This is a genomic window from Corynebacterium sp. AOP36-E1-14, assembly GCF_052377495.1.
GTDB lineage: Bacteria > Actinomycetota > Actinomycetes > Mycobacteriales > Mycobacteriaceae > Corynebacterium.
This window is the reverse complement of record NZ_JBQSWV010000034.1, coordinates 1-25,489: the sequence shown is the minus strand read 5'-3', so window position 1 is coordinate 25,489 and position 25,489 is coordinate 1. Positions and strand designations below refer to the sequence as shown.

25 protein-coding genes, 1 tRNA gene and 1 pseudogene are annotated in these 25,489 nt (G+C 68.9%); 17 read left to right on the top strand and 10 right to left on the bottom strand.

What is annotated here, in order from left to right; all coding sequences use genetic code 11:
* A pseudogene (locus tag ACT3TD_RS13085) lies at positions 1 to 349 on the top strand (hypothetical protein); the annotation flags it as partial.
* Complete coding sequence (locus tag ACT3TD_RS13080) at positions 346 to 1,326, top strand: DMT family transporter (protein ID WP_441579261.1); 981 nt, start codon at positions 346 to 348, stop codon at positions 1,324 to 1,326. The pseudogene ACT3TD_RS13085 and the gene ACT3TD_RS13080, both read left to right, overlap by 4 nt.
* Positions 1,327 to 1,388: 62 nt before the next feature.
* On the opposite strand, the gene ACT3TD_RS13075 is transcribed toward ACT3TD_RS13080, so the two are convergent.
* From ACT3TD_RS13075 to ACT3TD_RS13060, 4 genes are all read right to left on the bottom strand, one after another.
* Positions 1,389 to 2,213, bottom strand: a complete 825-nt coding sequence (locus ACT3TD_RS13075) for an MBL fold metallo-hydrolase (RefSeq protein ID WP_301444189.1) — start codon at positions 2,211 to 2,213, stop codon at positions 1,389 to 1,391.
* Between the two features lie 104 nt (positions 2,214 to 2,317).
* Positions 2,318 to 2,797, bottom strand: a complete 480-nt coding sequence (locus ACT3TD_RS13070; protein ID WP_441579262.1) for a RidA family protein — start codon at positions 2,795 to 2,797, stop codon at positions 2,318 to 2,320.
* A complete protein-coding gene (locus tag ACT3TD_RS13065) occupies positions 2,797 to 2,949 on the bottom strand; it encodes a DUF4177 domain-containing protein (RefSeq protein WP_301443460.1) in 153 nt (50 codons plus the stop codon). Before ACT3TD_RS13065 ends, ACT3TD_RS13070 begins: the two co-directional genes overlap by 1 nt.
* A 26-nt stretch (positions 2,950 to 2,975) precedes the next feature.
* On the bottom strand, positions 2,976 to 3,380 hold the full coding sequence (locus ACT3TD_RS13060; RefSeq protein ID WP_301443459.1) for a WhiB family transcriptional regulator: 405 nt from the start codon (positions 3,378 to 3,380) through the stop codon (positions 2,976 to 2,978).
* Between the two features lie 610 nt (positions 3,381 to 3,990).
* On the opposite strand from ACT3TD_RS13060, the gene ACT3TD_RS13055 reads away from it, so the two are divergent.
* The 6 genes from ACT3TD_RS13055 to ACT3TD_RS13030 all read left to right on the top strand — a co-directional run bounded on the left by ACT3TD_RS13055 (position 3,991) and on the right by ACT3TD_RS13030 (position 9,324).
* Positions 3,991 to 6,177, top strand: a complete 2,187-nt coding sequence (locus ACT3TD_RS13055) for a transglycosylase domain-containing protein (protein WP_367620316.1) — start codon at positions 3,991 to 3,993, stop codon at positions 6,175 to 6,177.
* A gap of 95 nt (positions 6,178 to 6,272) precedes the next feature.
* Positions 6,273 to 7,163 (top strand): metallophosphoesterase, encoded by an 891-nt coding sequence (locus tag ACT3TD_RS13050; protein ID WP_441579275.1) that lies wholly within the window; start codon positions 6,273 to 6,275, stop codon positions 7,161 to 7,163.
* Positions 7,164 to 7,281: 118 nt separating this feature from the next.
* Positions 7,282 to 7,355, top strand: a tRNA-Pro gene (locus ACT3TD_RS13045).
* 140 nt (positions 7,356 to 7,495) lie between these two features.
* A complete protein-coding gene (locus ACT3TD_RS13040) occupies positions 7,496 to 8,542 on the top strand; it encodes a hypothetical protein (protein ID WP_441579263.1) in 1,047 nt (348 codons plus the stop codon).
* Positions 8,543 to 8,768: 226 nt separating this feature from the next.
* Positions 8,769 to 8,966, top strand: a complete 198-nt coding sequence (locus tag ACT3TD_RS13035) for a CsbD family protein (protein ID WP_441579264.1) — start codon at positions 8,769 to 8,771, stop codon at positions 8,964 to 8,966.
* 52 nt (positions 8,967 to 9,018) lie between these two features.
* Positions 9,019 to 9,324, top strand: a complete 306-nt coding sequence (locus ACT3TD_RS13030) for a GlsB/YeaQ/YmgE family stress response membrane protein (protein ID WP_441579265.1) — start codon at positions 9,019 to 9,021, stop codon at positions 9,322 to 9,324.
* 55 nt (positions 9,325 to 9,379) lie between these two features.
* Here ACT3TD_RS13030 and ACT3TD_RS13025 read toward each other — a convergent pair whose 3' ends face one another.
* Positions 9,380 to 10,060, bottom strand: coding sequence for a response regulator transcription factor (locus ACT3TD_RS13025; RefSeq protein WP_301443682.1), 681 nt, complete (start codon positions 10,058 to 10,060; stop codon positions 9,380 to 9,382).
* A gap of 13 nt (positions 10,061 to 10,073) precedes the next feature.
* The gene (locus ACT3TD_RS13020; RefSeq protein WP_301443683.1) at positions 10,074 to 10,937 is read right to left on the bottom strand and encodes an aldo/keto reductase; all 864 of its coding nucleotides are present in this window, start codon (positions 10,935 to 10,937) and stop codon (positions 10,074 to 10,076) included.
* A gap of 233 nt (positions 10,938 to 11,170) precedes the next feature.
* Here ACT3TD_RS13020 and ACT3TD_RS13015 point away from each other — a divergent pair, with 233 nt between their 5' ends.
* The 6 genes from ACT3TD_RS13015 to ACT3TD_RS12990 are packed head-to-tail and all read left to right on the top strand — an operon-like array spanning position 11,171 to position 18,239.
* Positions 11,171 to 14,329: a DUF4040 family protein gene (locus tag ACT3TD_RS13015; RefSeq protein ID WP_441579266.1), complete on the top strand. Its 3,159-nt coding sequence runs from the start codon at positions 11,171 to 11,173 to the stop codon at positions 14,327 to 14,329.
* A complete protein-coding gene (locus ACT3TD_RS13010) occupies positions 14,326 to 14,754 on the top strand; it encodes a sodium:proton antiporter (protein WP_301443685.1) in 429 nt (142 codons plus the stop codon). The genes ACT3TD_RS13015 and ACT3TD_RS13010 overlap by 4 nt, the downstream gene beginning before the upstream one ends.
* On the top strand, positions 14,754 to 16,382 hold the full coding sequence (locus tag ACT3TD_RS13005; protein WP_441582492.1) for a monovalent cation/H+ antiporter subunit D family protein: 1,629 nt from the start codon (positions 14,754 to 14,756) through the stop codon (positions 16,380 to 16,382). The genes ACT3TD_RS13010 and ACT3TD_RS13005 overlap by 1 nt, the downstream gene beginning before the upstream one ends.
* Positions 16,382 to 17,533 carry a Na+/H+ antiporter subunit E gene (locus ACT3TD_RS13000; RefSeq protein ID WP_441579268.1) on the top strand — a complete coding sequence of 384 codons (1,152 nt, stop codon included), beginning with the start codon at positions 16,382 to 16,384 and terminating at the stop codon, positions 17,531 to 17,533. The genes ACT3TD_RS13005 and ACT3TD_RS13000 overlap by 1 nt, the downstream gene beginning before the upstream one ends.
* A complete protein-coding gene (locus ACT3TD_RS12995; protein ID WP_301443011.1) occupies positions 17,530 to 17,808 on the top strand; it encodes a monovalent cation/H+ antiporter complex subunit F in 279 nt (92 codons plus the stop codon). The genes ACT3TD_RS13000 and ACT3TD_RS12995 overlap by 4 nt, the downstream gene beginning before the upstream one ends.
* 5 nt (positions 17,809 to 17,813) lie before the next feature.
* Complete coding sequence (locus ACT3TD_RS12990; protein WP_444615094.1) at positions 17,814 to 18,239, top strand: Na+/H+ antiporter subunit G; 426 nt, start codon at positions 17,814 to 17,816, stop codon at positions 18,237 to 18,239.
* A 3-nt stretch (positions 18,240 to 18,242) separates the two neighbouring features.
* Here ACT3TD_RS12990 and ACT3TD_RS12985 read toward each other — a convergent pair whose 3' ends face one another.
* The 3 genes from ACT3TD_RS12985 to ACT3TD_RS12975 form a co-directional block, all read right to left on the bottom strand.
* Positions 18,243 to 18,881, bottom strand: coding sequence for a GDSL-type esterase/lipase family protein (locus tag ACT3TD_RS12985; RefSeq protein WP_441588371.1), 639 nt, complete (start codon positions 18,879 to 18,881; stop codon positions 18,243 to 18,245).
* Complete coding sequence (locus ACT3TD_RS12980; protein ID WP_441579269.1) at positions 18,785 to 19,162, bottom strand: hypothetical protein; 378 nt, start codon at positions 19,160 to 19,162, stop codon at positions 18,785 to 18,787. The genes ACT3TD_RS12985 and ACT3TD_RS12980 overlap by 97 nt, the downstream gene beginning before the upstream one ends.
* A gap of 112 nt (positions 19,163 to 19,274) precedes the next feature.
* Positions 19,275 to 20,888: a catalase gene (locus ACT3TD_RS12975; protein WP_441579270.1), complete on the bottom strand. Its 1,614-nt coding sequence runs from the start codon at positions 20,886 to 20,888 to the stop codon at positions 19,275 to 19,277.
* Between the two features lie 265 nt (positions 20,889 to 21,153).
* Between ACT3TD_RS12975 and ACT3TD_RS12970 the strand changes: the two genes are divergently transcribed.
* From ACT3TD_RS12970 to ACT3TD_RS12960, 3 genes are read left to right on the top strand one after another with little or no spacing between them, the layout of a single operon-like run.
* Complete coding sequence (locus ACT3TD_RS12970) at positions 21,154 to 21,795, top strand: RNA polymerase sigma factor (protein WP_441579271.1); 642 nt, start codon at positions 21,154 to 21,156, stop codon at positions 21,793 to 21,795.
* Entirely contained in the window at positions 21,792 to 23,159 is a 1,368-nt protein-coding gene (locus ACT3TD_RS12965) for a TIGR01777 family oxidoreductase (RefSeq protein WP_441579272.1), read from the top strand. The genes ACT3TD_RS12970 and ACT3TD_RS12965 overlap by 4 nt, the downstream gene beginning before the upstream one ends.
* Before the next feature lie 10 nt (positions 23,160 to 23,169).
* A complete protein-coding gene (locus ACT3TD_RS12960; RefSeq protein WP_441579273.1) occupies positions 23,170 to 24,168 on the top strand; it encodes a ferrochelatase in 999 nt (332 codons plus the stop codon).
* Positions 24,169 to 24,180: 12 nt separating this feature from the next.
* On the opposite strand, the gene ACT3TD_RS12955 is transcribed toward ACT3TD_RS12960, so the two are convergent.
* The coding region (locus tag ACT3TD_RS12955; RefSeq protein ID WP_444615096.1) for a YkvI family membrane protein at positions 24,181 to 25,489 on the bottom strand (1,309 nt) is incomplete at its 5' end.

Genomic DNA, 25,489 nt, shown 5'->3' with positions numbered 1-25,489 from the left:
GGTGTGCTTGGCGGCGACGTTGGACTGGATGAAGTCAGCACCCTTTAGCAACACGCCCTACATCGACCACGCCGAGGCCGACGGCACGCACTTCCGCGGGTGCGGCCTGCTCAACAGCGCCGCGGAGTTCCCCCTCGGCTCGGCCCCGCGCGCCCAGGTCGCCCGGCACAAGCAGGAGGTCGAGGACATCGTCGCCACCGCCCTGGGTTCCGGCGACCGAGCCAGCGGCCGAGCCACGGCCCTGCACATCTCCTTCCTCCTCGAGGGCGCGATGAGCCGGTCCGGACTCGACGGAACCACCACCCACCTGCACCACGCCCGCGAGATCATCAGGGCGCTCGCTGCATGACGTCCTCGCGACTCCCCGCCCTGCTGGCGGTCACGGTGACCGCGGTGCTGTGGGGAACCACCGGCACGGCGGCCACCTTCGCCGGCGACGTCGGACCACTCGCCATCGGCGCGGTGTCACTCGGCGTCGGTGGACTCCTCCAGGCACTCATCGCCGTCCCTGAGCTACGGCGGCAACGAGCCCTGCTCCGGACGCACCGACGCACCGTCCTGCTCGGCGGCGTGGCGGTGTTCACCTACCCCCTGGCGTTCTACAGCTCGATGCACCTGTCAGGTGTGGCGGTCGGCACGGTGATCTCCTTGGCCTCGGCACCGCTGGCGGCCGGACTCATCGAGAAGTTCACCGGTGGGGCGCGGCTGGGGCAGTGGTGGGCGTCCGCCGCCGCACTGGGCGTGACCGGCGCGGTGTTGATCAGTGTCGCGTCCGGTGAGCGGGACTCCGGCGACTCCGGCTCGGGCGCGATGCTCGCCGGCATCGTGCTGGGCCTGGTCGCCGGGGTGTCCTACGCCGTCTACGCGTGGGCGGCGTTCCGGCTCATGGTCGTCGGGGCGGGACGCGGCGCGGCGATGGGCTCGGTGTTCGGTGTCGGCGGCGCACTGCTGATCCCGGTCCTGCTGCTGACGGGTGCGCCGATCCTGGACTCGTGGAACAACGTGGCGGTGTCGGCGTACATCGCGGTGGTGCCGATGTTCCTCGGCTACGTCCTGTTCGGTTACGGACTGACCGCACTCGCCCCGAGCACGGCGACGACGGTGACGCTGCTGGAACCTGCGGTGGCCGCGCTGCTGGCCGTGGCGGTGGTCGGCGAACGCCTGGCCCCTCTGGGGTGGGTCGGCCTGGCGCTGATCGCCCTGGTGCTGCTGATCCTCGCGTTCGCCCCGCAGCGCAGCGGGGACGATGAACGTCGCGAGGGCACCGGGAACACCGGCGACATCACCCCGTTGCCCGAGCCCGAAGATACTCACCCTTCCAGGTAGGCAAAGGGGCCGAATCGCTGCCTGGAAGGGTGATCCGGCGACACGGGCCGGCGCCGGGACTCCTACAGCTTGCCGAGGTGGCGCAGCGCCACACGCGTGGACTGCTTGGCGGAGTCACGCAGCACCGGGTCGACGTCGGTGTAGATCTCGTCGACGATCTGGCCCACGGTGGCCTCGTCCCCCAGCTTCGCCACGGCCTCGGTCACCTGCTGGAGCCGGAACTCCCGACGCTCCAGGTACTTCTGCGCCAGCTCGGCGGTGTCCTCGCGGTCCGGACCATGGCCCGGCAGCATGTGCACCCCGGCCCCACGACGGATCAACAGCCGCAGGGTCTCCAGGTAGTCGCCCAGGTCACCGGTGGTTTCCGAGATCATGGTGGTGTGCCGTCCGGCGATGGTGTCACCGGTGATGATGGCCTCGACGTCGGCATCGGTGTCACCGGCGTCGGTGTGGACGGCGAAGCAGACCGAATCATCGGTGTGCCCCGGGGTGGCGATGACCTCGATCGACGGGGTCAGCCCCTCGAACCGGATCACCTCGCCGTCCTCCAGGACGTCCCCGCCGATGCAGTAGCGCTTGTCGATGGCGCGCACCGGTGCCCCCAGCAGCTGGCGTAGGCGGGCGGCCCCGTCCTCGTGGTCGGGGTGGTGGTGGGTGAGGAGGATCAGTGCGACCTCCGCGCCACCCTCGGTGGCCTTCGCGCGCAGGACGTTGAGGTGTCCCTCGTCCTGCGGCCCGGGGTCGACGATCACGCTCCGGCTGTCACCCGGTGCCCGGATGACCCACGAGTTCGTGCCCTCCAACGCCTGGTAGCTGGGGTTGTCGCACAGGACGACTCCGGTGGAAGGGGTGACGGAACGCAACTGGCTGTACGCGGGATGCTCCATGGCTCTGATCCTACTGCGGGGACCGCCCACGGTCAGTCCGGGCGGGGGTGGGTCCACCCGTCCCGGAAGCGGCCACGGTGGCGGGGACGGGACGGGCGGACGGCTCAGGCCACGCGGACGATGAGCTCGACCTCGACCGGGCTCCCCAGCGGGAGCTCGGCGACGCCGACGGCACTGCGGGCGTGCGCCCCGGCGTCGCCGAAGACCTCGCCGAGGAGTTCGGACGCACCGTTGACGACGGCGGGCTGTCCGCCGAATCCGGCGGCCGAGGCGACGAAGCCGACGACCTTGACGACCTGCACGACGTTGTCGATGCCGACGAGGTCGTGGACGGCGGCCAGGGCGTTGAGCGTGGCGGTGCGGGCGTACGCCGCAGCGTCCTCGGGGGACACCGCGGCATCCTCGGCACCCACGGAGCCGGTCACGGGCAACCGGCCGTCGACGAAGGGCAGCTGGCCGGAGGTGAACACGAGGTCACCGGTGCGCACGGCGGGCACGTAGTCCGCGACCGGCGCGGCGACCGGGGGGAGGGTGAGACCGAGCTCACCGAGCCGGGCGGAGACGCGGCCCCCGTCGACCGGCACTACTTCTCCCGCTTCAGGTAGGCGACGTGCTGCTCACCGGTCGGGCCGGGGAGGACCGAGACGAGTTCCCAGCCGTCCTCACCCCAGTTGTCGAGGATCTGCTTGGTGGCGTGGGTCAGGAGCGGAACGGTGACGTATTCCCATTGAGTCATGTCGACGAGTATACAAATGTCCCGGCTCAGGCCTGGGACGCCTCGAGCTGGCCGGCGAAGAAGTCGGCCCAGCTCTCGACCTCGGGGTGCTTGCGCAGCAGGGCACGGCGCTGACGCTCGGTCATGCCGCCCCACACGCCGAACTCCACGTCGTTGTCGAGGGCGTCCGCACGGCACTGGAGCACGACCGGGCAGTGGCGGCAGATGGCCACGGCCTTGCGCTGCGCGGCCCCCCGGACGAACAGCTCCTCGGGGTCGATGTTGCGGCAGTGCGCCTGGGTGATCCATTCGCCACGGTTGTTGAAGGACTCGCGGGTGGTGACCTGCCCGGCCGTGCGGTGCAGCACACCCTGGCTGCCGCTGCGAACATCGGGGGCTGCGGCGGCCTCAACGTCGGTGGAGGTGTCGGGGCGTTGGAGTGAAGCGGTCATGATGTCCTTCCGCTGTGGATGGTGGCCGGGGGGTTGATGATCCCCGGCTCCGGAGATCTGACCCCGGAAGTGATCATCAGCAAACTGGGTGTAAGTGTATTCACACAGATTTAGAAGTGTCGAATCGCACATATGCCGAGAACCTGTGCGGCACGTCACCGGGCGCCCGCGACGAGGGTCCGGGCCATGCCCACGCGGTCCGTCGCGCCGTCCGGCCCGTCACTGCTCCACCACGGGCCCCGCCACTGCCCCACCACTGTGTCTTCTCGCCCACCCACGGCACACTCGGCGCCGTCGCGCAGCGGAATGGAATGATCGCCACAGAAGATGTGCTGGTCATCACACTACGGCACCACAATGACGGTACAATGTGATGTCCGTCACCACTTGACCGTTCGCTCGCCGCCCGGCCACGGTCGCTGCTACCGACGGCCCCGGCGACGCGCCGCCGGCGCCTCACCGCCGCCCCTCCGAAACCCCGCACACGACCTCCGCGGAACGTCCGACGGCGCAGCCCTGCGCCACCCCCGCACGCTCCCCCTGCCGGGGACCGATCGGCGATACCGGCACGGGCTCCCCATCACAGGGGCCATCCGATACGCTGCTGTGTGTGACTTACCTCAAGAGCGCAGCCACACTCGTCCTCGCCGTCGTGATGGTGGGCGCACTCACCGCCTTCGCCGTCGTCCCACTGGTCGGCGGCGCGGGCCTGGTGGTCAACGCCGGCTCGGACACCGTCGACAGCGACCTCGCCGACATCGACGACAACGAGTCGCTGCCGGAGGTCAGCACCGTCACCGACCGTGAGGGCAACACGCTGGCCACCCTCTACGACCAGCGCCGCTACTCCGTCGGGGCGGACGAGATCTCCGACACCATGAAGGACGCCATCGTCGCCATCGAGGACCGTCGCTTCTACGAGCACGACGGGGTGGACGTGCGGGGCACCCTGCGCGCCCTGGCCGCGAACTTCTCCAGCGGCGGGGTCGAGCAGGGTGCCTCCACCATCGACCAGCAGTACATCAAGAACTACCTGCTGCTCATCGACGCCGCGGACGACGAGGAACGCGCCGCCGCCACCGAGACCTCGGCGTCGCGCAAGCTGCGCGAGATGAAGATGGCCACCGACCTGGAGAAGCGCTACTCCAAGGACGAGATCCTCACCCGGTACCTCAACCTCATCTCCTTCGGTAACGGCGCCTACGGCATCGAGGCCGCCGCGCGCACCTACTTCTCCACCACCGCCGACCAGCTCACCGTGCCGCAGTCCGCCCTGCTGGCCGGCATGGTGCAGTCCACCAGCGCCCACGACCCGTGGACGAACCCGGAGAGCGCCCAGGCCCGGCGCGACGCCGTGCTCAACTCCATGGTGGAGACCGGCGCCCTGGGTCCCGCCGAGCGCGACCGCTACGTGGCCGAACCCCTCGGCGTGAACGAGAGCCCCGTGGGCCAGGCGAACGGCTGCATCGGCGCGGACAACGCCGGTTTCTTCTGCGACTACGTGCTGTCGTACCTGGAGAACCACGACCTGGACACCGCCGAGCTCGCCCGTGGCGGCTACACGGTGCGCACCACCCTGGACCCGGCAGCGCAGGAGACGGCCGTGAACGCGGTACGCGCCCAGGCCGACCCGTCCACCCCGGGTGTGTCGCTGACCTCCAACTTCATCGCACCGACGGACGACGCCCACGAGGTCGTCGCCATGGCGTCCTCGCGTACCTACGGGCTCGACGCGGACGTCAGCGAGACCGTCCTGCCGGTGACCCACACCTCCGAGGGCAACGGCGCCGGCAGCGTGTTCAAGATCTTCGCCGCCGCGGCCGCCATGGAGAACGGCATGGGCCTGAACACCAGCCTCGACGTTCCCAACCGCATCGAGGTCTCCGGCATGGGCAGCGGCGGTGCGGAAGGATGCCCGGCCAACCGCTACTGCGTGGAGAACGCCGGCGACTTCAAGTCGAAGATGAGCCTGCGCGAGGCACTGGCCACCAGCCCCAACACCCCCTTCGTGGCCATGGCGGAGAAGCTCGGCACCGAGCGGATGACCGACATCGCCGTGGACCTGGGCCTGCGCTCCTACGGCGAGGCGGGCTCCTACGACGGCGAGCAGTCCGTGGCCGACTTCATCAAGGACAGCAACCTGGGCTCCTTCGTGCTGGGCCCGCTGGAGGTCAACCCCCTGGAGCTGGCGAACGTCTCCGCCAGCCTCGCCGACCACGGCCGCTGGTGCGAGCCCTCCCCCGTCCTGTCGGTCACCGACCACGACGGGCAGGACGTGGCGCTGGACACCCCGGACTGCGAGCAGGCGCTCTCCTCCGGTGTGGCGGACGCCCTGGCCAACGGCATGGGCGGGGACGTCGCGGACGGCACCGCGTCCGGCGCGGCCGACGCGTCCGGCTGGGGCGGGCCGATCTCGGCGAAGACCGGCACCACCGAGACCAGCCTGTCGGCGGCCTTCCTGGGCTTCACCCCGGGCCTGGCGGGCGCGACGTACGCCTTCAACGACGGCTCGCAGGCCTCCCCACTGTGCACCGGGCCGCTGCGCCAGTGCGGCGAGGGCAACCTCTACGGCGGCAACGAGCCGGCGCGGGCGTTCTTCACCGCGGCGAACTCCATGGTCGGAAGCTACGGCGGTGCGGGCCTGCCCTCCTACAACCGTGACTACGACCGCGGCAACCCCGCGCGCTACCGCAGTGCGGCGAACGACACGGCGACGGGCGGTGCGTCCGGAACAGGATCGTCCGGGACGGCCACCCGTGAGACCGGCTGGGACATGACCCTCGACGAGTTCGACTAGGCCACGTCCCACCCGCCGTTACACTGGGCAGGGTGACTAGCCGAGACCTCCCAGACAACAGTTCCGCACGCGCCCGCGGCGTCCTCTCCTCCGCCCTGCGCGCCACCGGCGCACTCGCCGCGCTCGGCGTGGCCACGGCGGCCGCCGCCGTCGTCGAGACCCGCGCCTTCGTCCTGCACGAGGTGACCGTGCCCGCGCTCGAGCCGGGCACGCTGCCGGAGGGGCAGGACGACTTCAGGATCCTGCACGTCTCCGACCTGCACATGCTCGCCGACCAGAAGATCAAGCAGGGCTGGGTCGCCTCGCTCGACGCCCTGGAACCCGACCTGGTGGTCAACACCGGCGACAACCTCGGCGAGGAACAGGCTGTGCCGGGCGTCCTGCGTGCGCTGGGTCCGCTGCTGCGCCGTCCGGGTGTGTTCATCTTCGGCAGCAACGACTACTACGCGCCGCACCCGGTGAACCCCTTCAACTACCTGCTGGGCAAGCGCAACAAGCCCAGCGACGTGGAGCTGCCGTGGCGCGGCATGCGCGCCGCCTTCGTGGAGCACGGTTGGGAGGACGCCACCCACCGGCGCGTGGACTTCGCCACCTCCGGGGTGAAGCTCGCCGTGGGCGGTGTGGACGACCCGCACCTCGACCGGGACGACTACGGGGCCCTCGGCGGCCCGCCGAACCCCGAGGCCGACCTGGCGATCGGCCTGGCGCACTCCCCGGAGCCCCGGGTGCTCGACGAGTTCGCCGCCGACGGCTACCAGCTGATGATGGCCGGGCACACCCACGGCGGTCAGCTGTGTCTGCCCGGCGGGCGGGCGATCGTGACGAACTGCGGGATCGACCGCTCCCGGGTCTCCGGGTTGTCGCGGTGGTCCGAGCGGATGTGGCTGCACGTGACCAACGGGTTGGGGACGTCGAAGTACGTGCCCTTCCGGATGTTCTGCCGCCCGTCGGCGACCCTGGTCCGGGTGGTGGAGCGGGAGTCCTGACGCGACCCGTTGCGCGGCCGTGTGCAGGTGTTTTGCCACGGGGCCGGAAGTCCGTCTATAGTGCTTACCTGTTGCGACACAGAGAAACCCGCGAGGGTTGATCCGTGCCGTTCCAGACCGGGGTATGGCGCAGCTTGGCAGCGCGCTTCGTTCGGGACGAAGAGGTCGTGGGTTCAAATCCCGCTACCCCGACAGCCAGAGGAACACCCTCCGACCTGCAGACGCAGGACGGAGGGTGTTCCTTTTCTTTGCGTGGGATCCGGGTGACCGGCCGCAGGAGGCCACCCTCAGGGGTGTTTCCCGCGTAGGCCGCCACTTCTAGCGTGGAACCGATGACAAGTTTCACCCCGTCCGGCGCGGGCCGCGTCCTGCCGACCGCGCTGCGCTCACGGATCCTGCGTGCCGGGGACGACGCGGAACGCGCCCTGGCGCTCGCCGACGACGTCCGCCGGGCCGTCGGGCTGCAGTCCCCCGGCAACACCCGACGGATGTGGCGCGGCCTGGCGGAGCTCGGCGCGCTGAACCTCACCGCGGCCCGGTGTCTGGGCCCACACCTGGAGGCCCTCGCGATCCTGCAGCAGGCGCGCGAGTTCGACCTGGTCGTCTTCGCCCCGGCGGGGTCGACCTGGGGCGTCTTCACCGACGACTCCGCGGCACAGGTGCACGCCCAGCGGACGCCGACCGGCGGCTGGCTGCTCACCGGAGGAGTGTCCGGGTCCGCGGCGGTGGGTTCGCTGAGCCACGCGCTCGTCAGCGCCCGCACCGACGGAGCGGCACACAGCCTCTTCTCCGTCCGGCTCCACGACGACGGTGTGACCGTCGACGCCCGGGACGGTGGGAGTGTGAGGTTCCTGCGGGCCCACGCGCACGTCGTGGGAGCGCAGGACTGGTACACGTCGCGTCCCGGGCACGCCCTCGCGGCGGCCGGGGAGGCGGCGATGTGGTGGGGCGCGGCCTGTGGCCTCGCGCAGAAGCTGCACCTGCGGCTCGCCCGGCCGACACCGGACGCCATGAACGCCGTGAACAGGACGGACCTGTGGGACCTGGGACGCTGCGACACGGCGCTCTTCGCGGGCGGTGCGGTCCTGGAGCGACTGGCCGGCGTCGTGGACCGCGAAGGTGCCACAGGGGCACCGGAGTGGGCTGAGGCCCTGCGGGTCCGCGGCATCGTCCACGACGCCTGCGAGACGACGCTCTCCTGCGTCCTACGGTCCCTGGACGCTGCCCCGGGGAGCGGTCCGGACGGTGACGACGACGCCCGCGCCCGACAGGTGCGCAACCTGCGGGACGCGCTGCGTACCCACCGTCCCCGGGAGGATCTCGTGACCGTGGGTGCCAGTGCCCTCCAGGGCCTGCCGACGGTCTGGGGCGGACGGTGATGCCCCGCCGCTGAACGACAACACGATTCGAGCGAGTTGCGAGCGAGTGCAGCCAATTGCGGAAGTGTATTGACATATAGACACACCGTTTATTTTGTCATGCCTTTTTCGGTTTATTTATGACCGGAGAGGCCGCGAACGACGGAAAATGCCCGTCACACTTTCGACACAATGACGTACACTGGGAACGAACATTTGTTTCCGACGACCGAAAGGGAGAACCACCGTGGGTCTCGACGACAAGATCAAGAACAAGGCTCAGGACGCCGCCGGCAAGGCCAAGGAAGCCGCTGGTGACGTCACCGACAACGACCGTCTCAAGGGAGACGGGAAGACCGACCAGGCGGCGTCCGGTGTCAAGGACGCCGCAGAGAACGCCAAGGACAAGATTTCCGAGGGAATCAACAAGATCACCGGAAACTAGCGGACCGCAGACCCCTGCGCCCCGTCCCGGAACGACGACTCATGAACGGAGAATGACATGGACTCGAATACGCTTATCCTCGCCGCCAGTTCGGCCCCCGCCCCTCGGCTTCATCGGCTGGATCATCGTCGGCGGTCTCGCCGGCTGGATCGGCTCGAAGGTCATGGGCACCGACGCCTCCATGGGGATCATCCTCAACATCGTCGTCGGCGTGATCGGCGGCTTCCTCGGTGGCTGGCTGCTGACCCTCTTCGGCGTGGACGTGGCCGGCGGAGGAATCATCTTCAGCTTCATCACGTGCCTCATCGGCGCGGTGATCCTGCTGTGGATCGTGGGACTGGTGACCAAGAAGAGGTGACGTCCCCGGCCCCCGCGGGCCGGACCCCTCCTCCCCCACCACCGGGAGTTACCCCTCAGCTCGGCTGGGGGGTCTTTTCACGTCCGGGCGGGGTCATCCCGTGCTCCATCCCCCACCGCACCGCCTGGGAGCGCCGTTCGACGCCCATCTTGCGGTACGCCGACCTGATGCACGACTTCAACGAGTTGATCGTGATGAAACTCCGCTCGGCGATCTCCGCGTTGGTCATCCCCCTGGTGATCAACGTGACGATCTCCGCCTCCCGCGCTGTGAGCCCCTCCGCCTGTCCCGGCCAGACGCCACGCACCGGCACCGGGTCGGAGGCCGCGGCACCCGCGAACTCCGCGGTGTCGGAGACCAGCACCTGCCCCTCCACGATCGCCTCCAGGCACTCGACCAGCACCCCGGCACCCATCGACTTGTCGAGGTAGCCGTGACACCCCTTGTCCAGGGCGGTCTGGATGAGGTCGGCCTGCATGTTCCAGCTGTAGACCACCACGCGCCCGGCGGTGGGGTCGGCCAGCACGGCGTCGATCTCCTGGCCGTCCGCCTGGGTCAGCCCGAAGGTGTCGTAGAGGGTGAGGTCCACCGGGCGCTCGCCGGTGGTCCCCACGTCCGTCTCGACGATGTGGATCCTGCCCTCGTACGGGGCGAGGATCGACCGGAGTCCGGCGACCACGACCTCGTAGTCGTTGAGCAGCCGGAGTCTGAGGGGGTGGGTGATTTGCGTGGGCACGCAGCCGATTGTCTCAGAACTCCTCGTAGCTCGCCGGATCCTGGCCCTTCAGACGCCCGTCGGGACGCCCCAGGGCGGTGATCGCCGCGACCTCGTCGTCGCGGAGCTCGAGCTTCAGCGAGTCGAGGTTCTCCTGCTGACGTTCCCGGCTGGACGCCTTCGGGATCGCCAGGGAGCCGACGGCCCGGTGCCACGCCAGCACGACCTGCCCGGCGGAGGCGTCGTGCGTACGTGCGGCGTCCTGCACCGGGGCGCTGTCCAGCGCGGCGCCGCGTCCCAGCGGACTCCACCCCTCGGTGATGATCCCGTGCGAGTTGTTCCACTCGAGGGCGCCGACCTGGGGGAAGGCGGGGTGCAGCTCGATCTGGTTGACCTCCGGGAGCTCACCGGTCTCCTTCTCCAGGGTCTCGATGTGCTCCGGCAGGAAGTTGCACACGCCGATGTGCTTGACCAGGCCACGCTCCCGCGCCTCGATCAACGCACGCCAGGCCTCGACGAAGTGGCCCTGGCCGGGGTTCGGCCAGTGGATGAGGTACAGGTCGATCGGGCCGACGTCCGCCCGGTAGTAGGACTCCTCCACCGCGGCCAACGCCTTCTCGCGCTCCTGGTAGCGGCCCGGGAGCTTGCTGGTGTAGATGATCTCGTCGCGCGCGGCGAGGCCCCGGTCCACGGCCGCACGGATGCCGGCCCCGACCGTCCCCTCGTTCTCGTAGTTGTAGGCCGAGTCGATCAGGCGGTAGCCGAGTTCGATGGCTCCGGTGACCGCATCGGCGCCCTCGGTACCCCACAACTTGTAGGTGCCGAACCCCAGTGCGGGCAGTTCGAGCGATGCGGAGTTGGACTGTCGGTCGGGCGTTTCAGACGCTGTATGAGACATGCCGCCCGATCGTAACAAGGTCGCCGTCCGGGCGTGTCCGGGTAAGGGCAGGGGCCCCTACTGCAAAGTCCTGCCCGTACCCGTGTCCGACACGCCTGATAAACTTGGCCCGTCGCATGAGGTTACTCGGATCCTGACCGGATCCGCAGGTGGTTCGGTCCGAAAGACCCGACAGCCGCAGGAACCATGGGGCGCCTACCGAGTCAGAACAAATGTGAGGTGTTGGTGAGACCGTGACCCTGATCGTCGTTCCTGTGGTGCTTGCCATAGCTCTCGCACTGACCCCGGTCCTGGTCAAGACACTCGACCGCAACGCAGGCTGGCCACTGGCCGCCGTGTTCCTCGGGTTGGCCGCCTACGTACTCTCCTACGCCGGGGACATCCTCGACGGACAGGACGCCGTCTTCTCGGCGACCTGGGTCCGCGACGTCCTGCCCGGCGTGGACGGCAGCGGGACGGACCTCGAGTTCGCCCTGCGCATGGACCCCCTGGGCATGTTCTTCACCCTGCTCGCACTCCTGATCGGTTCAGCGGTGTTCGCCTACTCCTCGCGGTACCTGCACCGCGGGGAGCACATCATGAACTTCTACGTCCTGATGACGGCGTTCATGGTGTCGGTCGTCGTCCTGTTCCTCGCCGACGACGTCTCCGTGCTGTTCATCGGCTGGGAGCTCGTCTCGCTGGCGTCCTTCTTCCTCATCGCCCGCGCCGGCCACACCGGTGAGCCCGGTGCCGTGCGTACCCTGATCCTCACCTTCACCGGCGGGCTCAGCCTGCTGGTCGGCCTGGGTGTCGCCGTCGCCGCCACCGGGACGTCGAACATCTCCGGCATCATCAACAGCGACGTCTGGGGGCAGGACGCCTCGGTGACCGTCATCGTCGCCGTGCTCATCGCGCTCGCCGGGTTCTCCAAGGCCGCCCAGCTGCCCTTCCACGTGTGGTTGCCGGAGGCCATGGCCGCGGCGACCCCGGTCTCCGCGTTCCTGCACGCCGCCGCCGTCGTCAAGGCCGGCATCTACCTGCTGCTCCGTTTCTCCGGCATCTTCTCCGACGTGCTGGTCTGGAACCTGATGCTGATCATCTCGGGTATGGCCACCGCGGTCATGGCCGCGGTCTTCGCCTACCAGCAGACGGACCTGAAGCGGCTCACCGCCTACTCCACGGTCTCCCAGCTGGGCTGGATCGTGGCGACGATCGGTATCGGCACCCCGTTCGCCCTGGCTGCGGCCGTCCTGCACACCGCGGCACACGCGATGTTCAAGTCCTCGCTGTTCATGGTCATCGGCGTCATCGACCACCAGAACGGCTCCCGCGACATCCGCGAGCTCGGCTCGATCTGGCGTCGCATGCCCGCCACGTTCACCGCCGCCGCGATCGCCGCGGCGAGCATGGCCGGCATCCCGCCGTTGCTCGGATTCGTGTCCAAGGAGGGCATGCTCGAGTCCTTCACCGAGTCCCCGCTGCTGCCGGGCTGGGAGATCGTGCTGCTCATCGCCGCCGGTGTCGGCGCCGTCGCCACCTTCATGTACTCCGCGAAGTACCTCATCGGTGCCTTCATCGACACCGGCTCGGCCGTCGACACCGCCGAGGTCGTCCCTGTCGACGAGGTGAAGGAGGCACCGGCGTCCTTCTGGCTGCCGGCCGCGATCCCCGGTGTGCTGTCCCTGCCGGTCGTACTCTTCCTGTCGCTGTTCGACGCCCCGATGGACGCCATCGTCGGTTCCATCGGCTCCGGCGACCCGCACTCGCACCTCGCGCTGTGGCACGGCCCGGGCATCCCGCTCTACATCACCATCGCCGTCATCGTGGTCGGCTGCATCCTCGTGGCCATGCGCCACCGCGCCTTCACCGACTGGATGGAGGACCACCGGCTCTTCCCCTTCACCGGGAACGAGCTCATCGCCTTCACACTGCGAATGGCCAGCCGGTGGGGCCGCCTGGTCAGCCGCCTGGGCAACGCCCTGAGCCCGAACAGCCACCTGCTGTGGATCTTCGTGATGCTCCTGGTGCTCGGCACCGCGGCGTTCTTCGGCCCCGGCGGGCTGGAGAACCTCGGCGCCCTGCAGCCGCGGGTCTCCGGCATCGACAACATCACCGACATCGCCGGACTGCTCATCATGCTCCTCGTGACCATGGCGATCATCTCCACCCGCTCGCGGATGGGGTCCGTGGTCCTGGTCGGCGTGGCCGGTGCCGGTGTCTCCTGGATCATGCTGACCCTGGGTGCCCCGGACGTGGCGATGACCAACCTCATGGTCGAGTTCATCGTCACCGTGTTCCTCATGCTCGTCGTCCGCCACCAGCCGAGGCTCTACCTCAAGGAGGGTGAGAACCGCACGAAGTTCGCGGTCACCCTCGCAACGATCGTCGGCCTGGTCGTCTTCGTGGGTGTCTGGCTGCTCATCGGCCGTCACCCGCGGCCCGAGCTGGCCCAGTGGTACATCACCGAGTCCCCGGACGTGTCCGGCGCCAACAACATCGTGGCCGCGATCCTCGTGGAGTTCCGTGCACTCGATACGCTCGGCGAGCTGTCCGTGCTGGGCATGGCCGGAATCGTCATCGCGGCGATCGTCGCCTCGGTGCCGAAGTCCCCGGTCCCCGGTTACGGTCCCGGCTCCACCGCCGAGCTCTTCCGCAAGGAGGGGTCCACCAAGTTCCCCGACGTGCACAAGATCCCGGAGCTCGCGCCCTTCTACTCGAAGTACCTGCGCAGCACCCACCTGAATTCCATCCTGGGCCGCAACGTGGTCTGGCCGTTCCTCGCCGTCCTCGTGGTCTACTCCGCGGTGACGCTGTACCGCGGTCACCAGGCACCCGGCGGTGGCTTCCTCGCCGCCCTGATGCTCGCCCTCGGCCTGGTGTTCTGGTACCTGGTGCAGCCGAACGCGAAGAAGATCGGGAAGGTCGACCTCGGCTACCAGCTCGTCGGCGGCGGCATCGTCCTGGCACTGGTCACCGGACTCTTCGGCTTCTTCGAGGGCAGCTTCCTCGCACCGATCCACTTCTACATCGGTTCGGAACACTTCAGCTCCTCGCTCTTCTTCGACGGCGGCGTGTACCTCGCGGTCATCGGCATCGTGGCCATCGTCCTCAACTCGCTCGGCGGACGCGACCGGCCCGGTGCCGAGCCCGGCAAGCTCACCAAGGCCAGTCCGGTGGAGTCCTCGAAGATGATGGCCCAGCGCCCTGAGCTCCAGGCCCTCGCCGGCTCGAAGGTCGCGGTCACCGCCGGTGGTTCAGCGGTCCCGTTGAACCCCTCGGCCGTCGCCGAGGAGCAACGCCGGAACAAACAGAAACACCCGGACGAGGCGGACCCCGCCCCGAAGTCCGACAAGACAGGCAAGACAGACAAGACAGACAAGAACGAGAAGAAGGACGGTGACGACCAATGATCATCGCGGCCATCATCGCCCTGCTCGTCGCGGCCGGCGTCTACATGGTGATGCAGCGCGGCATGGTCCGCGTCATCATCGGCACCACGCTGATGAGCCACGGGGTCAACCTGCTGCTGCTCGCCGCAGGCATCGGGGCCTGGCGCTCCGACCCGCTGGCAGACCGGACGCTGCCCGCGGAGTCCGCCGACCCGCTCCCCCAGGCCTTCGTCCTCACCGCCATCGTCATCTCGATGGCGACCACCGCCGTCCTGCTCGCCCTCGCGGCCCTCGGCCGTGACGACGACACCCGCTCCGGCGAGGACGTCCAGCGCGCCCGCCGCGAATTCCGCGCCCTGGACACCGTGGGCCAGCGTTCCGCCCACCGCATCGACGAACACTCCGCACAGGCCAAGCGCCGGCGCGACCGAGAGGTGGACTACTGATGAACCCGGACACCCTCGGCCCGCTCCTCGCACTCTTCATCGTCGTCCCGCTGATGTCCTCGGGCATCGCCGCAGCGCTGCCCTGGAGCCTGCCCCGGCGGGCCCTCGGCCTGATCGTCCCCTTCGCCGGCATCGTCGGCGGCGTCCTGCTGCTGACCCAGGTTGCCGGCGGCGGTGAGACCACCGTCGTCGCCGACAACGTCGGCGACTTCATCGGCGGCGTCTCGATCCCGCTGGCGGCCGACACGCTCTCCGCGGTGATGATCGTGGCAACCTCCGTGGTCGCCTTCACCGCCAACTGGTTCGCCGAGGCCGTCGGCGAGTCTCAGGCACGGTTCTACCCGGCGATGACGTTGATGCTGCTGGCCGGCGTGTGGGGTGCCTTCCTCACCGCCGACCTGTTCAACCTCTTCGTGTTCATCGAGGTCATGCTGATGCCGTCCTTCGGCCTGCTGGCCATGACCGGCACCTGGGCGCGCCTCGCCGCAGGACGCACCTTCGTGCTGGTCAACCTGGTGACCTCGCTGACCCTGCTCTCCGGTGTCGCCCTGGTGTACGCGGTGGTCGGCACCACCAACATCGCCGCCCTCGCAGGAGCCGCGGGCGAACGTGCCTCCGGCGGGTTCGCCGAGGGCATCTACGGCACCCAGTGGCAGCTCTGGCTCGCCCTGGGCATCGTGCTGATCGCCCTGGCCGTGAAGGCCGGTGCCGCCCCGGTGCACACCTGGCTCCCCCGCGCCTACGGATCGACCTCCCCGTCGGTGATGGCCCTGTTCTCCGGGCTGCACACCAAGGTCGGCGTGTACGCCATCCTGCGCATCTTCATGACCATCTTCGAGGGTGACCAACGCTGGGCGCTGACCATCCTGGTCTTCGCCGTGATCGGCATGATGATCGGCGGGTTCGCCGCCCTCGGCGAGACCACCCTGCGCGGGGTCATCTCCTACCAGATGGTCAACGGCATCCCGTTCATCCTCGTCGCACTGGCCTTCCTCGGCGGCAACGCCGAGCTGATGCTCTCCGCGGCGATCTTCTACATGCTGCACCACATGATCACCGCAGGTGCGCTGATCATGGCCGCCGGTGCGGTGGAGGAGACCTACGGCACCGGGCGGCTGCGCCGGCTGTCCGGCCTGATGCGTCGCGACCCGATGATCTCCGTGGTCTTCGCCGCCGCCGCGATGTCGCTGATCGGCTTCCCGCCGTTCTCCGGCCTGTGGGGCAAGCTCATGCTGATCTTCGCCATGGTCCGCGACTCCGGGCCGATGGTCTGGGTCGGTGTCGGCGCGGTCGTCGTCGCCTCCATCGGCGCCCTGCTCAGCATGCTGCACGTCTGGCGCAAGTGCTTCTGGGGCAAGCCGATGGACAAGCAGGACATGGACCCCAGCCTGGCGGTCAGCGTGCGGCTCACCCTGCCGAGCGCGGCGATGATGGTCATCAGCATCGCCATGTTCCTCGGCATCGGCGCGATCACCCAGGTCACCGGCGACGCCGCGGCGTCGCTGACGGACACCACGGACTACGTCCACGCCATCCTCGGTGACCCGGACGAGGCCGTCGGGGTCGTCCTGCCCTCCGAGGAGTACGGCCTGGCGCACACCGAATCCGCAGCGGAAGGAACCCGGTGATGGAAAAGAAGAACATCTTCCAGCAGATCGGCCACTGGACGTCCTACTCGGTCTGGCTCGCGGGCCAGATCGTGAAGGAGTCCACCATCATGGCCTACGACACCTTCACCACCGGTCGTCACATCGCGCCCGTGATGATCTACTACCCGCTGCGCCTGACCAGTGAACGTGACATCGCGATCTTCATCGCCTCGATCACCATGACGCCGGGCACCCTGGCCCTCGGGGTCACCGGCCCCAAGGAGGTCGACGAGGACGCCAACGCCGGCAAACGAAACCTCAGCGACGTGAGCTCCGTGGCCACCTCGGAGTTCCGTACCCACGGTCTCACCCGTGTGCAGCGTTTCCTCGCCGTGCACGCCATGTACGGTGCCGACCCGCAGGAGCTGCTGCACTCGCTGGCGGTGATGGAGGCGAAGATCTCCCCCTCCGTGCGCAAGCGCAAGATCGAGTTCGACGTGGAGCACCTCGTGGAGCGCGGCGTTCCCGGGCCCCGCGGCTACCGCGGCAACCGCGGTGGTCGTGCCAGCGAGGACGGCGTCTTCGACATCGAGAAGGTCGACTCCACCCCGCACGCCGCCGCCTTCGTCGCGGCGATCATGCGCCAGGACGACAACCTCGACGTCAACGACTTCGACAACCTCTCCCGCGAGGAACGCGAGAAGATCGCCAAGACCCACGCGAAGAAGGCCGCCGAGGAGAAGCGCCGTCGGATCGAGGATGAGGAGAAGCGCCGTCGGCGCAAGCTCGCCGAAGAACTCAGCCCGCCGGCCCTCGACCTCGACGACGCCGACGACGACGCCAAGGACTCCGAGGGCGGCATCGACCCCGCACGGGTCGCCCCGTCCCAGGACGGCGGCATTTCCGCCATGTCCGAGGCGCACGACCAGTCCCCCACCGCCGACGGCACGAAGGCCTCCCGCAGCGGCCGCCGCACCTCCCCCATCGCCTCGCTGGTGAACGCGCTGGAGGTTCGTTCCCGCCTGCCGCAGCCGAACCTGGACCTCAGCGGTCGCCGGGGTCTTCCCGGAACACCGCTGTCCCGGCTCCGCGGTCGGCACGGAAGTCCCGCCACCGGTCAGGAACCCCACACCGGTGACCAGGACACCCCACCCGCCGACGGCGACAAGAGAGAGGACGACTCGAAGTGACACCGACACAATTCCTGTGGATCTTCGCCGGGGTCTCCGCGGTGATCATCGCCGCGGCCATGGCCCTCGTTCTGTGGCGGACCGTATCCACCCGTAACGACGCCCGCCGTGCCGTGTTGGCCGACATGGTCTTCCTGACCATCATCGCCGGCTTCCTCGTCTACAGCCTGTTCTACAGTTCGTCGATCACCTACGACGTCGTCCTGCTCGCCGGGCTGGGAGGCGCGATCAGTACCATGGCCTTCGCGCGGATCATCACCCGCGGACGCAGGTAGGAGAAATGATGCTCACACAGACACAGTCCACCGTCGACCTGCTCGCCGCCGAGGCCGGGGTGGTCCAGGAGACGAGCGAGATCGGCTGGATCCCGGCGATCATCGTCAGCGTCCTGGCCGTCATCGGCTCGCTCTACGTCCTGGTCTCGGCCGTGGCGATGTACCTCGCCCCGGACGCGCTGAGCCAGGTCAACATGATCGGTCCCGCGCTCGGCATGGGGTTGCCGCTGCTCGTGGCAGCTGACTTCGTCCACTCCTGGGCGACCGAGGGCTTCGCGGTCGGCTACCTGGTCAGGGGGATCGTCGCCGTCCTCGCACTACTCATCGTCCAGGCCGTGGGATCCTACGTGATGGGCCGTGCCCTGCACGCCACACTGTGGGACCACACCGTCCCCCTGTCCGGTGGCGAGAGGGCCAAGGAGACGAGCTGACCGTCACACGTGGGGGGCGACGGTCTCCGCGAGGTACCGGGAACCCGCGGTCGAGGGGTGGAACATCATCATGTACCCGGGGGTCGTGGTGTCGATGATGCCGGCGACGTAGCGCTCGGTGTCGGCGGCACAGCTGTCGTGGCCACGGGCACCGTCGATGACCTCGACGTAGGTGGCCCCGATGTCGGCCGCGGCGGTCTTCTGGTTCTCACGGTTCCAGTTCTCCACGTCACGCAGCAGCGGGATGGGCAGCCCGGCCGGCATGTTGGGGACCACGTTCAGCGGGCAGTACATCATGGTGTCGCGGTCCACGGTGGGCAGGGTGCCGGGCACCACGATCGAGGCCCCCGGGGCCACCGAGCGGATCCGCGCCGCAGCGGAAGCCATGTTCGAGCGGTAGCTGGCGGCCACGTTGACCGGATCAATCAGCCCCGTGCCGTTCTCGGCGTAGCCGAACGGCCCGAAGTCGTTCATGCCGACGGCGAGGACCACGGTGGAGTCGTTGTTCAGCACACCGGCGTTGATCGCCTGGTTGATGCGGGTGATCATCGACCCGGAGCTGATCCCCGAGCAGGAGTAGTCGTCGACCGTCCGTCCCGTGACCTGGCTGAGCTGCCGGGGGAAGTTCTGCGGGGACTGCAGCAGCCCGCGGTCTGCGGGTAGTCGTCCGCCCAGTCGCCGATGGGCCCCGGAACGCCGTGCAGCGTGTTGCGCACCTGGTCGGGGTTTGCGGCGAAGGAGTCGCCGAAGGCGACGATGTTTCCGGTGCCCGGCGCCGCGTGGGCGGCCGGGGCGAGCGTGGCGCCCAGGCCCAGTGAGGCGAGCAGGGCGGTGCCAGCCGCCAGGACGCGGGACGCCAGCCGACCACGTCGGGACGTCCTGCGCGGACCGGTAGGGGTACTGGATGGTGTGGTGGCGGGCATGGGTGAACTCCTCTTGGTGTGGCGCCTGCAGTCATGTACAGGGTATATGGATGCAGAAACCACACTAATGGCAGAAGCTTGCCCGCTCCAGTTCAGCCCACCCTCAGCATGTTCAGCTGTTCTTGAGCTCCGTGTAGATCTCCTTCACACGGTCGCGCAGGTTCTCGTCGACCCGGCCCCAGTAGGTCCAGCACTGGCCCTCGACCTGCTCGGAGACGCCCTGCATCGCCCCGGCGATGTTGCCGGCGAGACGCTCACGGGCGGCGTCGTCCAGCACCTCGCGCACGAGGTTGCCGGCCTGGCCGAAGTCGTCGTCCTCCGGGTGGCGCACGTAGGCGCCACGGGTGAGGTCGCCGCCGTAGTTGTCGTCGAAGAGGCCGAGGTCGTCGGCCGGGCCGGTGGCGGACTCCTGGCCGCGACCGAAACCGTAGGACGACTCCCCCGGCGCCACGCCCTTCTCCACCACGCCGGATCCGTCGGAGACGTCGTCGGTGCCCTCACCGCGCTCGAAGCGGTTCGGCGAGTACACCGGCGTGCCGTCGGCGGGGAACTCGTAGGCCGCCGCGCCGTCCTTCATGGTGTAGAAGTTGCGCTCCTCGACGACCGGACGGTTCACCGGCAGCTGCGGGTAGTTCGCGCCCAGGCGGTAGCGCTGGGTGTCGGCGTAGGCGAAGGCGCGCGCCATCAGCATCTTGTCCGGGGAGAACCCGATCCCGGGGACGATGTTGGACGGTGCGAACGCGGCCTGCTCGATCTGCGCGAAGAAGTTCTGCGGGTTGGCGTTCAGGGTGTAGTGCCCCACGTCGATCAGCGGGTAGTCCTTCTGCGACCAGGTCTTGGTCAGGTCGAAGGGGTTGTAGCGGTAGCCCTCGGCCTCGTCGAGCGGCATGATCTGCACCTTGACGTCCCAGGTGGGGTACTCGCCACGCTCGATGGCGTCGTAGAGGTCGGCGCGGGAGTGGTCGAAGTCGCCGGAGCCGACGACCTTGCTGGCCTCGTCGTCGGTGAAGAACTCCCAGCCCTGCCGGGTCTTGAAGTGGTACTTCACCCAGAAGCGCTCGCCGGCCGCGTTGATCCACTGGTAGGTGTGCGAGCTGAAGCCGTCCATGTGGCGGAAGTCCTTCGGGATCCCGCGGTCGCCCATGAGGTAGGTGACCTGGTGGGCGGACTCGGGGCTGCGGGTCCAGAAGTCCCACTGCATGTCCGCGCTGCGCAGCCCGTTGGTCAGGCGCTTCTGGGAGCGGATGAAGTCGGGGAACTTCATGCCGTCGCGCAGGAAGAACACCGGGGTGTTGTTGCCCACGATGTCGTAGTTGCCGTCGCGGGTGTAGAACTTCAGCGAGTATCCGCGCACGTCACGCACCGTGTCGGGGAAGCCCTGCTCGCCGGCGACGGTGGAGAAGCGGGCGAGCATCGGGGTGACCCGACCCTTCTGGAAGAGGTCGGCCTTGGTGTAGCGCGACACGTCCTCGGTGACGGTCAGTTCGCCGAAGGCACCGGAGCCCTTGGCGTGCACGTTGCGCTCCGGGATGCGCTCGCGGTTGAAGTGGGCGTGCTTCTCGACGAGGTGGACGTCGGTCAGGGCGATGGGGCCCTGCTCACCGACGGTCACGGAGTGCTCCTCGGTGGTGACCGGGGAGCCGTTGGCGTTGGTCGAGTGCCCGGAGTACGGGCAGACGCCGCGGTCTGCGATGTCCTTCGAGCTCGTGTGCTTGTCCGTGCTCATAAGTGTTCCCTCCTGGGTGCTGCCGTGTCGTGCACGCGTCGCGCACGTGTCAGTCGTGGTCGACGGTCGAGCTCCCGGAGGGTCCTGTCCGTGATGGTCGGTCACGGGGATGGTTCGCAGGCCCTGTCGGGGGCGTCCTGCCGCCTGGTTCCCGTTATACACTCCACCTCGATGCCTCGCACTATCAATCCTGACGGATTTAATGGGTACATTTATGACTCGTGGTGTGGCCGGTCACCGGCCGGTCCTGCTAGAATTCGGTACCGTGCGAAGAAGTTCAGCCCAGTCGGCCCGCGACACTTCCGCCGTGTCCGAGTCGGACCGCGCGGTCACCGACCTCGCCCTGCGTGCCGCCGGTGGCGACCGGCGGGCCCTCAACGACTTCATCGAGGCCACCCACGCCGACGTCTGGCGTCTGCTGGCCCACCTCGCGGATGCCGACCGCGCCGACGACCTCACCCAGGAGACCTACCTGCGCGCGCTCAGCGGCCTGCCTCGCTTCGCCGCCCGCTCGTCGGCCCGCACGTGGCTGCTGGCACTGGCCCGGCACACCTGGGTCGACAGCGTGCGCCACGACATGGCCCGTCCACGCCGCTCCGCCGAGCAGTGGGAGGACGCCACCGAGCTGACCACCTCCCCGGACACCACCGGCGGGCAGACGTGGGCGGAGCTGGTGGATGCCCGGGCGATGCTGGACAACCTCGCCCCGGACCGTCGTGAGGCGTTGATCCTCACCCAGATCCTGGGGCACACCTACGCCGAGGCCGCGGACATCTGCGGCGTGCGTGTGGGGACGATCCGGTCGCGCGTGGCGCGGGCGCGTGCGGACCTGCTCGCCGCGTCCGGCCGCGACGCCGGTGACACCGGCGACACAGATCCCGGACCGGTCCTACACTGGGGTTCGTGACCCACCTCCACCATCAGCATCTCCGGTTCCCACGTCAGGACGTCTGGGACTGGCACACCCGCCCGGGCGCGGTGACGCGTCTGACCCCGGGCTTCTCCCGCATCCGTGTCGCCGCCGAGGCGGACTCCCTGTGCGACGGGACCACCCTGCTCTCCCTGCCCGGCGGCGTGCCGGGCCTGCGGACCTGGGAGGCCCGTCACGTGCCGGGCGAATTCAGGGACGGCCACGCCTTCACCGACGAGTGCGTGAGCACCCCGTTGCGCCAGCTCACCGGCTGGCGCCACACCCACACCCTGCGCGAGGACGGGGCCATCGGGTCCGCGGGCACCGTGCTCACCGACTCCGTGCAGGCCAACGCCCCTGCCGCACTGCTGGACCGGGTGTTCACCTACCGCCACCGCCAGCTCGCCGACGACCTGGCACACCGCGCCCGCGTGGGTTCGGCGGAGGTGACCGGCCACCACACCGTGGCGGTCATCGGGGCGACCGGGTTGGTCGGCACCCGCCTGGTCGCACTGCTGCGCAATCTGGGGCATACGGTCATCCCGCTGTCGCGCTCGCGGATGCCGCATGAACCGCACGCCCGGATCTGGGACCCGGACTCCCCCGCCAGCGGCCTGCTCGACGGGGTGGACACCGTCGTCCACCTCGCCGGAGCTCCCATCGCCGGACGGTTCACCGAGAAGCACAAGGCGGCCGTGCGCGATTCGCGGATCGGCCCCACCCGTCGACTCGCCGAGCTCGCCGCCGCCACCGACGGGGTCGGCACCTTCATCGGTGCGTCCGCCGTGGGGTTCTACGGCCACAGCCGCGCCGGACGCGTCAACGAGCGTGCCGGTGCCGGCGAGGGCTTCCTCGCCGAGGTCGTCTCCGACTGGGAGGACGCCGCCTCCCCGGCGGCCGACGCCGGACGTCGCGTCGTCGCGGTGCGCACGGGCCTGGTGCTGGCGGGCGGTTCGCCGCTGCTCACCGCGCTGGCGGCGTCCTGCCGGGTCGGTGGTGGCGTGCTCGGCTCGGGCCGGCAGCACTTCCCGTGGATCTCGGTGGACGACCTGGTGGACGTCTACGTGCGCGCCGTGGCGGACGACACCCTGACCGGGGCGGTCAACGGCGTGGGGCCGCAGATGGTCACGAACGCGGAGTTCACCGCGACCCTGTCCGGCCTGCAACGAGTGCGCGTCCCGCTGTCCCTGCCGGTGCCGGCGGCCGCCCCGGCGATGCTGCTGGGCGTGCAGGGGGCCGAGGAGCTCGCCCTCGCCGACCAGAACGTCTCGCCCCGGGTGCTCGAGGACCTCGGGCACGTGTTCCGCCACACCACCCTGCGCAGTGCCCTGATCCACGAGTTGGGACTACCCGGCGAGTAGAATTGCGGGCATGGCTGAGTCTGGCATGTCTGACACCACCGCCCGCAGGGCACTGCTCGTCCTCTCCTTCGGAGGACCCGAGAAAGAGGAGGACGTGGTCCCGTTCCTCGAGAACGTGACCCGCGGCAGGGGTATCCCCCGCGAGCGTCTCGCCGAGGTCGGTGAGCACTACTACCGTTTCGGCGGCAAGAGCCCCATCAACGACCAGAACCTGGAGATCATCGACCACCTGCGCACCGAGATCGACGCACGTGGCCTGGATCTCCCCGTCTACTTCGGCAACCGTAACTGGGAGCCCTACGTGGAGGACACCACCAAGCAGATGGTGGCCGACGGCATCACCGAGGTCGTGGTCTTCGCGACGTCGGCCTGGGGCGGCTACTCCGGCGACATCCAGTACCGCGAGGACATCGAGCGGGCGCTGCAGTCCTGCCGGGACGCGGGCCTGACCCCGCCGACGATGACGAAGATCCGCCCCTTCCACGACCACCCGCTGTTCCTGTCCTCCTTCGCGCGCCTGGTGGACGCCGCCCGGCAGGAGCTTCCCGCCGACGTGCGGGAGGACGCCCGCCTGCTGTTCACCGCGCACTCCGTGCCGGTCTCGGCGGACGAGACGTCCTCCTCGGACTCCACGCACCGCTACTCCGGGCAGGTGCTCACCGCCGCCCGCGAGGTCCGCGAGCTGACGAGCTTCGCCTCCGACGGGGAGGACGGCACGGACGTGGAGCTGGTGTGGCAGTCGCGCTCGGGCCCGCCGCACATCCCGTGGCTGGACCCCGACATCTGCGACCACCTCGAGGAGACCGTCGGTGCCGGCGACCGGCGACCGATCGTGCTCGTGCCGATCGGCTTCATCTCCGACCACATGGAGGTGATGTGGGACCTCGACAACGAGGCCGCCGAGACCGCCGCCGAACTGGGGATCACGATGGTCCGCGCCGCCACGCCGGGCCCGACCCCTGAGTTCACCGAGATGATCCTGGACCTGGTCCCGGACCAGGTGAACTAGCGGACTAGCGGGCTAACGCAGTTCGTCGCGGGTTTCCTCCCAGAACTCCTCGGCGTCGAAGTCCTCGGCGGAGAAGTCGATGTCGTCGTCGCCGTCGAGTTCCTGGACCACGTCCTCGGTGACGTCGTCGCGGAGCTGACCGGCGCTCACACTGGACTCCTTGAAGGACTTCTCCAGCGTGGCCCAGTCCTTGCGGGTGAACTTCCCCTTCGGGTCCACGAGCCGCAGGATCAGTGTGCGGATGCGGTCGCGGCGCAGGACCTCGCGCCCGATGCGCTTCCGGCCGTTGACCACCCACGTGCCCAGCAGCACGGCGACAAGGGCGATGCCGAGCCAGCCGAGGATCGGGAAGACCTTGTTCACCAGCAGGGCGAAGTCGAAGAAGCTCAGGGCGAAGGCGGCGAGCGTGAGCACCACGAACACCGGACGGTAGCCGGTGGCGCGGTTCACGGTGAGGCGTTTGCCCAACGAGTAGAGCACGCCGAGGGTGGTGCTGAAGATCATCAGGTAGGTCGCCACGGACGCCACGATGCCGATGCCGGGGCTCATCTGGTTGATCAGCTCGAGGGTGGGCAGGGCCTTGTCGGCGACGTCGGTGATGCGGAACAGCAGGGCGACGGTGATCAGCAACAGGATGCCGGCGAACAGCGAGCCGCCGATGAACCCGCCCCACCCGGCGGTGCGGGTGTTCCAGTTGCTGCCGCCGATGAGGATGGCCATGGAGATGCCACTGAACATCGCCAGGCCCACGTAGTTGAGGGTGGCGAGCAGCCAGCCGGAGACCGGGGAGTCGACATTGGCCATGGCGTAGTCGCTGACGGCCTGCAGCGACTCCGGCGGGGACGACACGGCGTAAATACCCGCGGCGATGAGCAGCAGGATCATCACCGGGGTGATCATGGCGATGACCTGGGTGACCCGGTCGACGTCGAGCATTCCGGTGAGGAGTACGAGGGCAGCCATCAGTGCGGAGCCGACCCACAACGGCAGCCCGAACTGCTGGTTGAGGTTGGAGCCGGCACCGGCCATCATCACGAAACCGATGCAGAACTGGGCGATGGACAGTGAGTAATCCAGGAACACGGCCACCGGCTTCGAGGTGACCCCGGTGAAGACCTTCTCGTGGGACCGCGCCCGGAAGTAACTGCCGTACTGCAGGATGACCATGGCGGTGATCGGCATGAGGACCACCACGACCGCCGCGCCGGCGATGCCCCAGAATCCGTAGGACGCGTAGTACTGCAGCATCTCCTGCCCGGAGGCGAAGCCTGCGCCCACGGTCACACCGAAGTACGCCAGCGCGATGACGAGTGCTTTCTTC